Consider the following 11970-nt stretch of genomic DNA (forward strand, 5'->3'; position numbering starts at 1 on the left):
TGCGCCGCGCTGACGGCGGGGTACGCCCACAGAGCCCATTCTGCTAGAATGCGCGCCCTGTCGATTGAACCCGAGGTAACGCTGTGGCTGTTCGCTATGTCCAGAGCTGCCGGCTACCCACGCCGTTTGGCGTTTTTGACATGCACGGTTTCGAGGAAACCGACACCGGCAAAGAGCACCTGGCACTGACCCTGGGCGCGTTGGACAGCGATGCGCCAATGCTGGCCCGGACCCACTCCGAGTGCCTGACCGGCGATGCGCTGTACAGCATGCGGTGCGACTGTGGCTATCAGCTTGAAGAAGCGTTGCGCAGCATCGCCCGGGAAGGGCGAGGCATTCTGATGTACCTGCGCCAGGAAGGCCGGGGGATCGGGCTGCTGAACAAGATCCGCGCCTACCGCCTTCAGGATGAGGGGGCCGACACCGTGGAAGCCAACGAACAGCTTGGGTTTGCGGCCGATCTGCGCGATTACTCCATGTGCCGGGATATGCTCGGCCACCTGGGCATTCGCAGCCTGCGCCTGATGACCAACAACCCCCGTAAAGTGCAGGCGCTGGAGGAGTTGGGCATTACCATCGCCGAGCGCGTTCCGCTACACGCCGGTCGTAACCCGCACAATGAGAGCTATCTCGCCACCAAGCAGAGCAAGCTGGGGCACTGGCTTGAGACCCATCAGGACGATGACCCCGACGCCTCCCTCTGAGAACCGCCTGTCGTGCCCTGTCGCGTTCTGCTGAGTCTCTGACGCAGGCGCGCGCAATCGGCCCGTTGAACGCGTCCGGATTATTCGAGAATAAAAGCGCCGGATTCGGCGCGTCGGATATCGAACAATCCCATGTGAGGAAACAGGCCGCGCTTGAGCATCAGGGCGAGCAGGCACCATCCCAGGGCCAGCGGAATGCCGACGATGCCGATGATGGGGGTGTGGAAGGCGGCCACCGCCAGGTGCGCCAGACATCCCATCGTAAAGCCCACCGATGAGGTGTAGGCCTTGCAGAGAAAGGCGCTGAAGGCGGCGATGTAGACCAGCGACGCGATGCCCAGAACGGACAGGGCAACGGGCAGATAGGGATGAACGCCGTCAGGCAGCAGCAATGCCACACTGATGGACAACCAGGTTGCCATGCCGGCTACGACCCCGATCAGTAACCAGTTGGGGAGCTGGCAGTCCCGTCGCTGCTGGCGTCCACACAGACTGGCAATCTCGCGGGCCAGGTCCATGTCACTCAATCCCTGGCCCTGATAGGCCATGAAAATGTCCTCGCGCGATTTGCCGAGGTTGAGATCCACCTGCATGTCCTGCCGCAATCTGAGCCGCTGTCGGATCACTCCCAGACCTCCTTATCATCGCTTGCTGCCCGGCGCGTCCGCCATCCGGCGACGCCAATCATACGGATAACGGGTGCCATTGCCATTAACGGGTTCAAACTTCGGGGGCGAGAACCGCGCGTCGTCGGTCCCCGTTATGTGACGGCTTTGAGTCGCTCGTTACGACTGAGCATATCCATATAGTCGTCGATGCTGGCACGGATCCCCGGCGCATCGAGGCCGCATTCGGCCAGTTGCTCGCCGTGCTGTCCGTGGTCGACGAACCGGTCGGGGAGCCCGATGTGCCCGGTGGGCCTGAGGATGCCCAGACGATTGAGGTGCTCACTGACGCCGCTTCCAGCGCCGCCGGCGGTCACGTTCTCTTCCAGGGTGATCAACACATCGTGCTGCTCGGCCAGTTGTTCGACCAGTGCGGTGTCGAGCGGCTTGACGAAGCGCATGTCCGCGAGCGTGGCATTGAGTTGCTCGGCGACCTCCTGCGCCGGCGTCAGGAGGGTACCGAAGTTGAGGATCGCGATGCGCTGTCCTTCTCGTACCAAACGCCCCTGACCAATGGGCACGGTATCCAGCCCGTCATGGATGGTCGCGCCGGGTCCGGTGCCGCGGGGGTAGCGGACCGCGGCCGGCCCGGTATGCATCAGCCCGGTCTGTAACAGCAGCCGCGTTTCGTTCTCGTCCGACGGCGCCATGACGGTCAGGTTGGGGATGCAGCGCAGGTAGCTCAGATCGAATGCCCCGCCGTGCGTTGGCCCGTCCTGGCCCACCAGCCCGGCCCGGTCGATGGCGAACAGCACGTCGAGATCCTGAATGGCGATGTCATGGATCAACTGATCGTAGCCGCGCTGCAGAAAGGTGGAGTAGATGGCCAGCACCGGTTTGGCGCCGTCACAGGCCAACCCGCCGGCCAGCGTGACCGAATGCTGCTCGGCGATCGCAACGTCGTGGTACCGTTCCGGGAACCGTTGACTGAAGGCCACCAGATCCGACCCCTCGCACATGGCCGGGGTGATGCCGACGACCCGTTCATCCGCCTCGGCCGTATCACACAGCCACTGTCCGAAGACATTGGCGTATTTGGGTTTTTTTGGCGCGGCCGGCGCGTCGGCCGGCTTGACGGCGGGTTTCGGCTCGATCTTGTTGATGGCGTGATAGCCGATTGGATCCAGCTCTGCCGGACCGAATCCCTTGCCCTTGCGCGTGACGATGTGAAGGAACTGCGGGCCGTCCAGCTCCCGGATTTTTTCGAGTGTTTCCAGCAGCAATGGCAAGTCGTGTCCGTCGATCGGCCCGATGTAGTTGAAGCCCAGCTCCTCGAACAGGGTGCCGCCGGAAATCAGCCCCTTGAAGTGTTCTTCGGTCTTGCGGGCTAGGGCCATCATTTTGGGTGCACCCTGAAGCACCTTCTTGCTGCCATCACGGACCTGATTGTAGGCGCGGCTGGCCAGCAATTTGGCGAAATAGTTGGACAGGCCGCCGACATTCTGCGAAATCGACATGTCGTTGTCGTTCAGGATGACGAGCATGTTGGCGTGCAGGTGACCGGCGTGGTTCAGGGCTTCGAAGGCCATGCCAGCGGTCATGGCGCCATCGCCGATCACGGCAATGCTCTTGCGCGGGCTGTTCTGCTGGCGCGCCGCCAGGGCCATCCCAAGAGCGGCACTGATCGACGTGCTGGAGTGCCCGACACCGAACGTGTCGTAGGGGCTTTCGGCGCGTTTGGGAAAGCCGGCCAGGCCATCCTTTTTGCGGATGGTGCCCATCCGATGGCGACGCCCGGTCAGAATCTTGTGGGGGTAGGCCTGGTGGCCGACATCCCACACCAGCCGGTCCTCCGGCGTATTGAACACATAGTGCAGCGCCACGGTGAGTTCCAGAACGCCCAGTCCGGCACCGAAATGCCCGCCGGACTGACCCACGCTCCACAGCAGGAACGCCCGCAGCTCGTACGCCAGTTGCGGAAGCTCTTCCTCGCTCAGCTCCCGAAGCTGATCCGGTGTGTCGATCCGGTCCAGCAGCGGCGTCTCGGGCTGGCGTGTGGGGATCTCCTGAAAAATCGTCGTGTCCTGCATCCGCGCTGATCGTCCGGTTCGGATAAAAGCCCATTATAAGCGATCGGAAGGACCGGAATAAGTCCCCTATCGCCAACTCTGTGTCTGCCTCGCTCGGTGAGCGAGGCAGACCAGCCGTTTACGGGAACCAGTGTCACATTCTGCAAGCGGTCCGGGTCAAGCGGTGGAGGCCCTGTGGCGGCCGGTCAGTGCCGTCGGTAAACGATTCGGGCGATGAGGTCTCTCAGAGTATCCGCCTCCGGTCCCAGGCCATCCAGTGACTGGCGGGCTTCCCGCTCCAGAGCCTGGAGATGCTCGCGGGCGCCATCGATCCCGAGAATGGCGGGGTAGGTGGGCTTGTTGCGGGCCTCGTCTGAGCCCTGGGGCTTGCCAATGTGATCGGTATCCCCTTCAATATCCAGCAAGTCGTCCCGGACCTGGAAGGCGAGCCCAAGGGCGCGACCGTATTGTTGCAGGCGGTTTCCGAGGTCGCCGTCGACGTCCCGCCCCGACGCCAGTACTCCCAGGAGGATGCTGGTTTCAATCAGGGCACCGGTCTTGTGGCGGTGCATGGTCTCCAGCATGGCCAGATCGGGCGTCTCACCGACCAGCGACAGGTCGATGGCCTGGCCGCCGGCCATGCCAGACCGCCCACTGGCGCGGGCGAGGTGTTGCACCATGGCGAGCGCGGTGGCGGTAGGCACCCGGGCGTTCGCGGCCAGCTGCTCAAACGCAAGTGTCTGCAGGGCGTCACCAACCAGCACGGCCGTTGCCTCGTCGAACGCGATGTGGACGGTGGGCTTGCCCCGCCGCAGGGCGTCGTCGTCCATGGCCGGAAGGTCATCGTGAACCAGAGAGTAGGCGTGAATGAGTTCCACGGCGCACCCCGGCACCAGACCCTCATCCGGGCCGCCACCGGAGGCTTGCGCGGCAGCCATGGACAGAATGGGGCGGATGCGTTTCCCCCCTCCGAGGGCGGCATAGCGCATGGCCTCCTCCAGCGTTGAGGCCGGGCCCGGTGATGGCGTCAGCCATTGCGTCAGGCAGGTTTCAATGTGTTCTCGCCACTGTTCCAGCGTGGACGTGGGTACGGCTGCCGTCATTCGCTGTCGTCTTCCGTCTTGAAGGGGCGGGTGCCGAGGTTGCCCTCATCGTCCTGGACCAGTTCCTCCACTCGCTGTTCCGCCTGGCGCAGCGCCTGCTGACAGTGTCGGGTCAGCCGCACCCCGCGTTCGAATGCGGTCAGCGACTTCTCCAGAGGAAGATCGCCCTGCTCGAGCTCACGGACGAGACTTTCCAGCTCATTCAGCGAGGTCTCGAAATCCGCAATGGTGACGCCGCTCTCTTCGCTCATGATGACGACTCCGGAGATGTGGGAATTGGTCGCGGCAGTATACCAGAGTGGCCGACGCTGTCAGACGCACCATTCGAACCGGGCCTGGTCCCCGCGAACGCCACCGCGTTGCCATTGTTGCTCGCTGACCGAGATCGTGCCGTCACGTCGGACGCAGACCACGGTGGTGGCTCTCGTGCCGTAGGTATCGCTGCGGATGAACGGTGATGAGAGAAAACGCTCGGTTGCCTGGCCAACACCGGTATCGGGCAGCGACGCGTCCGGAGCCGGCTGATCGTCCAGCATAATGTCGGTCAGAGCGTCGTGCAGCGAGTTCGCGGGGCCCCGAAGGCAATCGGCGAACCGCTGCCGGGTCCGGACCAGCTTGGGCCAGGGCGTTTGCAGTAGGTGGTTGCTGAGACCGTGGATGCCCCGGGGTATGAGTCGGCCGGGATGAGCATCCCGGTTGCTGAAGTACCAGCCCCGGTGGGTGTTGAGGCGGATCAGGTTATAGCCGGCGTACTGATCCCGGCTGCTTCCCAGGGCGCCGGCCAGTGTGTCCGGTGTCTGTTGGGCCGCCAGTAAAGGGAGTTCGCCGCGGGAGTACCGAGCGTCTTCGGCAAGCCCGTCCCGGAAATTGGTGACGGCCGTGACCACACCCTCCGGCGTGACGGTCAGCCAGGTGCCGCCGGAGCGACGGTCACGCCCGGCCAGCACGACGGGCTGGTTCCACCAGTGCATGGGGGCGGTGGGGCGGTCGTAGAACTCATCCCGGTTGGCGGCCACCACGAGTGGCATATCGGGATGCTGATCGATTGCAAACAGGATAAGGCACATACATTCCAGGCGCTGAATCGGTGGATTTTCCTGTGTATCATACGGCAGGTTTTCTGTGCCCACACACCGGAGCCGCCATGTCCCTGACTGTTCTGTTCGCGATCTACCTTTGCCTGGGCGCGCTGGCGGGCACGCTGGCGGGACTGTTCGGGATCGGGGGTGGGCTGATTATTGTCCCGGTGTTGATTGTCAGTTTCGGTCTTCTCGGGGTGGCGCCGGAGATTGCACCGCATCTGGCGGTGGGAACCTCGTTGGCCACCATCGTGTTTACCTCAATCAGCTCGATCCGGTCCCACCACGTACGCCAGGGTGTGCGATGGGAACTGTTTCGGCCGATGTCGGTCGGCATTGTTCTGGGTGCCGCGCTCGGGGCGTGGACGGCGTCCATGCTCAGCGGCGCCGATCTGGAGCTGATCATCGGTGTGTTTGTCATCCTGGCCGCGCTGAAGATGCTGTTCGATCTCAAGCCCGCGCCGGGTCGGGATGTTCCGGGCCACAGCGGTCTGGCGATGGCGGGCGGCGGTATTGGCTGGGCCTCGGCGATCTTTGGCATCGGGGGTGGCACGCTGACGGTGCCGTTCCTGAGCTGGTGCAACGTGCGCATGCAGCAGGCGGTGGGCACGTCCGCTGCCTGTGGCCTTCCGATCGCCGTCGCTGGTGCGCTGGCCAATGTGGCGACCGGGTGGTCGGTGGCGGACCGGCCGGAATGGAGCCTTGGCTTTGTTTATCTGCCGGCGCTGGTGGGCATCGTGTTGACCAGTGTCGTGTTCGCCCGGTTCGGGGCGGCGCTGGCGCACCGGCTGGATCCGGTATTGCTGAAACGAATTTTTGCGTTGGTCCTGATCGTTGTGGGCCTGCGTTTTCTGATTTAAGGGACCCGTTATGCTGCGTTACCCCCAGATCGACCCGGTGGCCATCTCGATCGGCCCCCTGAAAATCCACTGGTACGGGCTGACCTACCTCGTCGGTTTCCTCTCCGCCTGGTTTCTGGGGCGCCTGCGGGCCCGCAAACCCGGCTCCCCGCTGAACGAGGAGCAGATGGGGGACCTGATCTTCTACGCCGCGCTGGGTGTGATTCTGGGCGGGCGCTTTGGCTATGTGGTTTTCTATAACTTCGAGCTGTTCCTGGCAGACCCGCTCTGGCTGTTCCGCATCTGGGAAGGCGGTATGGCATTCCATGGAGGACTGCTGGGTGTGCTGATCGCTATGGCCTGGTTTGCTCGCAGGATTGGGCGGAGCTTCTTCCAGGTCACCGATTTCGTGGCACCTCTGGTACCGATTGGCCTGGGCGCGGGCCGGATCGGCAACTTCATCAATGGCGAGCTGTGGGGCAAACCCACCGACGTCGCCTGGGGCATGGTGTTCCCCAAGGCGCCGGATGCCCTGGTGCGCCATCCCTCCCAGCTTTACCAGTTCGCGATGGAAGGCGTCCTGCTGTTCGCGGTTCTCTGGTGGTTCTCGGCACGCCCCCGGCCGCGCATGGCGGTCTCGGGGCTGTTTCTGGCACTCTATGGCGTTTTCCGCATCGTCGCCGAGTTCTTCCGGCAGCCGGATGCACAGCTCGGTTATCTGGCCTTCGACTGGGTCACGATGGGGCAGGTGTTGTCGCTGCCGATGGTGCTGGCCGGCGCGGCGATGATGGTGTGGGCCTACCGGAGGAGCGCGGCATGAAGGCGTATCTCGACCTGATGCAGGATGTGCTGGACAACGGCATTGATCGGGGTGACCGGACCGGCGTTGGTACCCGCTCGGTGTTCGGCCGCCAGCTGAGATTCGACCTTTCGCAGGGCTTTCCGCTGGTGACGACCAAGAAGGTCCACCTGCGCAGCATCATTCATGAGTTGCTGTGGTTCCTCACCGGTTCCACCAACAATCAGTACCTTCAGGAGCGCAAGGTGCGCATCTGGAACGAGTGGGCGCTGGAGGACGGCGATCTGGGGCCCATATACGGCAAGCAGTGGCGTAGCTGGCAGTGCCCGGATGGCTCGACGGTGGATCAGATCAGTCAGGTGGTCGAGCAGATCCGGACCAAACCGAACTCCCGGCGGCTGATCGTTTCTGCCTGGAACCCGGCCGAACTGCCAGACGAAACCATCGGTCCGCAGGACAATGTCCGTGAGGGCCTTATGGCGTTGGCGCCCTGCCACTGCCTGTTCCAGTTCTACGTCGCGGACGGGAAGCTCTCCTGCCAGCTTTACCAGCGCAGCGCTGATCTGTTTCTGGGCGTGCCGTTCAACATCGCCTCCTATGCCCTGCTGACCCATATGATCGCCCAGCAGTGTGATCTGGGGGTGGGGGAGTTTGTGCACACCTTCGGCGACTGTCACCTGTACCAGAACCACCTCACGGACGACATCGTCCATGAACAGCTCCGCCGGGAACCCCGGTCACGACCAGAGCTGGTGATTCGCCGGAGGCCGGACTCGCTGTTTGGCTATGACATCGACGATTTCGAATTCCGGGGCTACGACCCGCATCCGCCCATCCGCGCCCCCATCGCGGTCTGACGCATCGACAGGAGAAACCATGCGAAACGCACTTATCGTCGCGATGTCGCGCAACCACGTGATCGGCCGGAACAACGCGTTGCCCTGGTATCTGCCGGGGGATCTGAAATATTTCAAACAGGCCACCATGGGCAAACCCATCCTCATGGGGCGTAAGACGTTTGACTCCATTGGCCGGCCGTTGCCGGGGCGCCTGAATCTGGTGATCACCCGCGACGATCAGTGGGAAGCGCCCACGGGTGCCGTCGCCGAGCCGTCCCTGGAGTCGGCGATCCATCGTGCCAGCGCCCAAGCCGAGCTGGATGGGGCCGGTGAGATCATGGTGATCGGTGGCGGGCAGATCTATGACCTGGCGCTGCCGCTGATCGACCGCATGTACGTGACACTGGTTCACGACGAGGTGGACGGCGATGCGTTCTTCCCGTCCGTGGACTGGTCGGAGTGGGAGGAGGTTGGCCGCGAGGACTTTCAGGCCTCGGGCAACAATCCCTACGACTACAGCTTCGTGGTGTTTGACCGAAAGGACAGGGCGAAATGACAACCTTCGACGAGATTCTGAAACGGGCGGATGACGATACCCTGACGCTGTCTCCTGACTGGGGGCAGGGCCGGGCGCTATTTGGCGGACTGGTGGGCGCACTGGCCTTTCAGCGGATGCAGGATGAGGTGGCTGAAGAGCGTCCGTTGCGGGCACTGCAGATTGCCTTCGTCGGGCCCGTGGCGGCGGAGCAGCCGCTCGGCTTTGAAACCCGGCTGTTGCGCGAAGGCAAGACGGCGAGTCAGGTCCAGACGCACCTGGTTCAGGAAGACAGTATCCGACTGGCCGCGCTCGGCAGTTTTGGTGGTGATCGGGAATCGACCGTTGCACTGGAGCCGGAGCCCGCCCCGTCGGTGCCTGCTCCCGGTGACTGTCAGGCACTGCCATTTCAGCCAGGCGTGACGCCTGAATTTACGCGCCATATCGAGATGCGCCGGGGGTTCGGAGCGCTGCCGTTCACGGGGCAGCGCCACCGCGAAATGGGCGGTTGGATGCGATTCCGGGAGGCGCCGGAGCATCTCACCGACGCGCACATCATCGCCCTGGTGGACGCCTGGCCGCCCGCCGTTCTGCAGCACCTCAAAGGCCCGGCGCCGGCCAGTTCCATGAGCTGGTCCCTGGAAATGGTCCATCCCCGGCCTGAGCTGGACCCGGCTGAGCCGCTTCTGTACCGCGCCGTGATTGATCAGGCCGGAGCCGGTTATGGGCATACCCATGCGACGATCTGGAGTCGCCGTGGAGAGCTGGTGGCGATGAGCCGTCAGGCTGTGACCGTTTTCGGCTGACGGCCGAATACGGTCCATTCGGTGGGGAAGGGGTGGCAGGTGAGTGTCTGGTGGCCTCAGACGACCGCTTGTTGCTGACGCTGGTCCAGCTCTTTCATGGCGTTGTCGCAGCAGTTGACCGCACCGCAATCATCGGCGAAGCAAAGACCCACGGTGTCGCAGTCCACATCCTGATACCGGTCACCCTCGTTGCTGAAAATGCGCGCTTTCGGAATGACCGATTCACAATGACCGCACAACAGCGTCGGCACGACGTTACCACGGGCCAGTCTGGCCTCGTAATGCTGTTCGTCTTTCATTGTTGACTCCTTTTTCTCACTGGTGTCCGGCTGTCGGCAACCGGTCCGTCGGACCATTGCCGGTCTCTGTGCCGGCGCTTTAATAACCCTTTGTTTTGACACTACGCATGGAATACCGAAAAGATCAACCATCACCATGGTTGTATGAATCGATTGCACGCGAGCCGGGTGTCAGTGTGATGACAGCGACGTTCGAAAGTTCCCGGGGATGGGGTAGAGCCTTTCCTCGCCGTCAGGAATCGTCGGCGACGGGCGGACGGCGGTTGGAACGCGGGTCGTCCCAGTCCAGCAAGCGTGGGTCATACCAGCCAATGGCCTCCAGTACCTGATTGCGGGTGTTGTGGGAGAGTGTCGCCCAGAGTCCTTCAAAGGCATCAAGACCTGCTTCCCGACGTTGTGCACGTGGACTCTGGAGCCGGTTGATGATCTCCGGCAGGCGCAATGCCTCGCCGAGCTGGCCGGGCACGACCACTTCCTGGCCCATGACCTTGCGTCGATGGGTCCGGCGGGCGAGGATGTCGCTCAGGGCGCGCGCCGCCTCAATGGCGTTGGTCTCTGAAAATTCCACTGAATCCAAAATACGGCTACTCTGTCGACTCGGATCGGACAACCACAGGCATTATGTACGACAAGCTTGAACAACGGTCTTTTCTTGCGACGCTCGTGCTCGTCACGCTCGCGTTTGCGCTACTGATGAAGCCCTTCTTCGGTCCCATTTTCTGGGCTGTGGCCATCGCCGTGATTTTCAACCCCGTCCAGCAGTGGCTGGGTCGGCGGATCGCCGGGCGCCCGAACCTGGTGTCGCTGATCACGCTCGTGCTGTGCCTGGTCATCGTCATCCTGCCGGCGCTGGGGCTGATTTCGTCATTGGTCGCGGAGGGCGTCACGCTGTATCAGCGCATCCAGTCCGGGGACGTGAATCCCGGTCAGTGGCTGGATCGCATCCGGGAGTCGTTCCCGGTGGTCGAAACCTTTCTGGACCGGTTCGACATTGATTTTAACAAACTTCGCGAGAGTGCGATTTCGGCCGTGGTGGGCGGCAGCCAGTTTCTGGCCAGTCGGGCGTTTGGCATCGGCCAGAATACCTTCCAGTTCATGCTGTCTTTTGCGCTCATGGTGTACCTGGCGTTCTTCCTGCTCCGGGATGGACACCGCCTCGTTGAGCTGCTGATCGTTGCGCTGCCACTCGGGGATGATCGCGAGCGGTTGCTGATGAGTAAGTTCGCGGAGGTCACGCGCGCCACCGTCAAAGGCAACCTGCTGGTGGCGGTGGCCCAGGGTGCCCTTGGCGGGTTGATTTTCTGGGTGCTTGGCATTTCAGGGGCGTTGCTGTGGGGCGTGGTGATGGCCATCGCCTCATTGATTCCCGCCGTCGGGGCGGCTCTGGTCTGGTTGCCGGCGGCCCTGTATCTGGTTGCCGTGGGCGATGTGGTGTCGGCGGTGGTTCTGGTGCTCTTTGGCGTGCTGGTGATCGGACTGGCGGACAATCTGCTGCGACCGATACTGGTCGGTCGCGATACCAAAATGCCGGACTATCTGGTGCTGCTGTCGACACTGGGAGGCATCGTTCTTTTCGGAATCAATGGGTTCGTGATGGGACCGCTGGTGGCAGCCCTGTTCATCGCCTTCTGGGGGATCTTCATCCGCGAGTTCAACGACTCCGCTGGTGATCCGTTCGAGCATTCCGGGGAGGCTGACCCCTGAATGGCGAATGCGGTAGTATGACGGGATGACCGTTTGAGCGGTTTATAACAACAAAACGCGTTTCGACGCAGGAGACCAACACGATGATCAAGATATCGAATGCCCCCTCGCTGGCCGCCGGGTTACTGGCCGGGTTACTGACGTTTGGACTTGCCGGTCCGGCCGCTGCGGCGGACGAGATTTTCGCGGCGCAGAATGCCCTGTACGGTGCCGGCTACGATATTGATTCGGCAGACGGGCAGATGGGGCCGTCCACACGCTCAGCGCTGGAGCAGTTCCAGCAGGACCATCCGGATCTGCAGGTCACCGGCGAGTTGAATGACGACACCCGTGAAGCACTGGGGCTGGTGACAACGGAGGTGGTTTCCGCATCGTCCTCGTCAGCAGGGGCCGCGCAGGAGGCTTCGACGTCATCGTCTTCGGCGAACGCTTCCGGGAGTGATACCGACGCCCCCGAAGCCGTCGACAGTGCTGGCAGCGACAGCGGTGCTGAGAGTTCCGAGGGGGACATCGAGGAAGAGGATGACGGCAGCTGGTCCTTCTTCTGACGCCTATGCTCTTGTTACCCGGCGTTCACCAACTGAAGGGA

General features: G+C 62.9%; 15 protein-coding genes. 8 read left to right on the forward strand and 7 right to left on the reverse strand.

Annotated features, from left to right (window positions below):
* Positions 1 to 83 precede the first annotated feature (83 nt).
* Positions 84 to 704, forward strand: coding sequence for a GTP cyclohydrolase II (gene ribA / locus C8D92_RS00200; RefSeq protein ID WP_095610920.1), 621 nt, complete (start codon positions 84 to 86; stop codon positions 702 to 704).
* Between the two features lie 80 nt (positions 705 to 784).
* Here ribA and C8D92_RS00205 read toward each other — a convergent pair whose 3' ends face one another.
* The 5 genes from C8D92_RS00205 to C8D92_RS00225 form a co-directional block, all read right to left on the reverse strand.
* The gene (locus tag C8D92_RS00205; RefSeq protein WP_095610919.1) at positions 785 to 1330 is read right to left on the reverse strand and encodes a hypothetical protein; all 546 of its coding nucleotides are present in this window, start codon (positions 1328 to 1330) and stop codon (positions 785 to 787) included.
* A 134-nt stretch (positions 1331 to 1464) separates the two neighbouring features.
* The gene (gene dxs / locus C8D92_RS00210) at positions 1465 to 3399 is read right to left on the reverse strand and encodes a 1-deoxy-D-xylulose-5-phosphate synthase (RefSeq protein WP_116918117.1); all 1935 of its coding nucleotides are present in this window, start codon (positions 3397 to 3399) and stop codon (positions 1465 to 1467) included.
* A gap of 185 nt (positions 3400 to 3584) precedes the next feature.
* Positions 3585 to 4481, reverse strand: a complete 897-nt coding sequence (locus tag C8D92_RS00215) for a polyprenyl synthetase family protein (RefSeq protein WP_116918118.1) — start codon at positions 4479 to 4481, stop codon at positions 3585 to 3587.
* Positions 4478 to 4732: an exodeoxyribonuclease VII small subunit gene (locus tag C8D92_RS00220; RefSeq protein ID WP_095610916.1), complete on the reverse strand. Its 255-nt coding sequence runs from the start codon at positions 4730 to 4732 to the stop codon at positions 4478 to 4480. The genes C8D92_RS00215 and C8D92_RS00220 overlap by 4 nt, the downstream gene beginning before the upstream one ends.
* Before the next feature lie 60 nt (positions 4733 to 4792).
* Positions 4793 to 5548 (reverse strand): NRDE family protein, encoded by a 756-nt coding sequence (locus C8D92_RS00225; protein WP_095610915.1) that lies wholly within the window; start codon positions 5546 to 5548, stop codon positions 4793 to 4795.
* Between the two features lie 77 nt (positions 5549 to 5625).
* Between C8D92_RS00225 and C8D92_RS00230 the strand changes: the two genes are divergently transcribed.
* The 5 genes from C8D92_RS00230 to C8D92_RS00250 are packed head-to-tail and all read left to right on the forward strand — an operon-like array spanning position 5626 to position 9378.
* Complete coding sequence (locus C8D92_RS00230; RefSeq protein ID WP_095610914.1) at positions 5626 to 6420, forward strand: sulfite exporter TauE/SafE family protein; 795 nt, start codon at positions 5626 to 5628, stop codon at positions 6418 to 6420.
* 10 nt (positions 6421 to 6430) lie between these two features.
* Positions 6431 to 7219: a prolipoprotein diacylglyceryl transferase gene (gene lgt, locus C8D92_RS00235; protein ID WP_116918119.1), complete on the forward strand. Its 789-nt coding sequence runs from the start codon at positions 6431 to 6433 to the stop codon at positions 7217 to 7219.
* Complete coding sequence (locus C8D92_RS00240; RefSeq protein ID WP_116918120.1) at positions 7216 to 8055, forward strand: thymidylate synthase; 840 nt, start codon at positions 7216 to 7218, stop codon at positions 8053 to 8055. The genes lgt and C8D92_RS00240 overlap by 4 nt, the downstream gene beginning before the upstream one ends.
* A gap of 19 nt (positions 8056 to 8074) precedes the next feature.
* Positions 8075 to 8593 (forward strand): dihydrofolate reductase, encoded by a 519-nt coding sequence (locus tag C8D92_RS00245; protein ID WP_095610911.1) that lies wholly within the window; start codon positions 8075 to 8077, stop codon positions 8591 to 8593.
* Positions 8590 to 9378, forward strand: a complete 789-nt coding sequence (locus tag C8D92_RS00250; protein ID WP_116918121.1) for an acyl-CoA thioesterase — start codon at positions 8590 to 8592, stop codon at positions 9376 to 9378. The genes C8D92_RS00245 and C8D92_RS00250 overlap by 4 nt, the downstream gene beginning before the upstream one ends.
* A 56-nt stretch (positions 9379 to 9434) precedes the next feature.
* On the opposite strand, the gene C8D92_RS00255 is transcribed toward C8D92_RS00250, so the two are convergent.
* On the reverse strand, positions 9435 to 9677 hold the full coding sequence (locus C8D92_RS00255; RefSeq protein WP_095610909.1) for a hypothetical protein: 243 nt from the start codon (positions 9675 to 9677) through the stop codon (positions 9435 to 9437).
* A 232-nt stretch (positions 9678 to 9909) separates the two neighbouring features.
* Positions 9910 to 10254: a hypothetical protein gene (locus tag C8D92_RS00260; protein ID WP_116918122.1), complete on the reverse strand. Its 345-nt coding sequence runs from the start codon at positions 10252 to 10254 to the stop codon at positions 9910 to 9912.
* 44 nt (positions 10255 to 10298) lie between these two features.
* Between C8D92_RS00260 and C8D92_RS00265 the strand changes: the two genes are divergently transcribed.
* Both C8D92_RS00265 and C8D92_RS00270 read left to right on the forward strand, forming a co-directional pair.
* Positions 10299 to 11381 (forward strand): AI-2E family transporter, encoded by a 1083-nt coding sequence (locus tag C8D92_RS00265; RefSeq protein ID WP_095610907.1) that lies wholly within the window; start codon positions 10299 to 10301, stop codon positions 11379 to 11381.
* Positions 11382 to 11464: 83 nt separating this feature from the next.
* Entirely contained in the window at positions 11465 to 11929 is a 465-nt protein-coding gene (locus C8D92_RS00270) for a peptidoglycan-binding domain-containing protein (RefSeq protein ID WP_116918123.1), read from the forward strand.
* Positions 11930 to 11970: the final 41 nt, after the last annotated feature.

Source organism: Tamilnaduibacter salinus (genome assembly GCF_003096655.1).
GTDB classification, from domain to species: domain Bacteria; phylum Pseudomonadota; class Gammaproteobacteria; order Pseudomonadales; family Oleiphilaceae; genus Tamilnaduibacter; species Tamilnaduibacter salinus.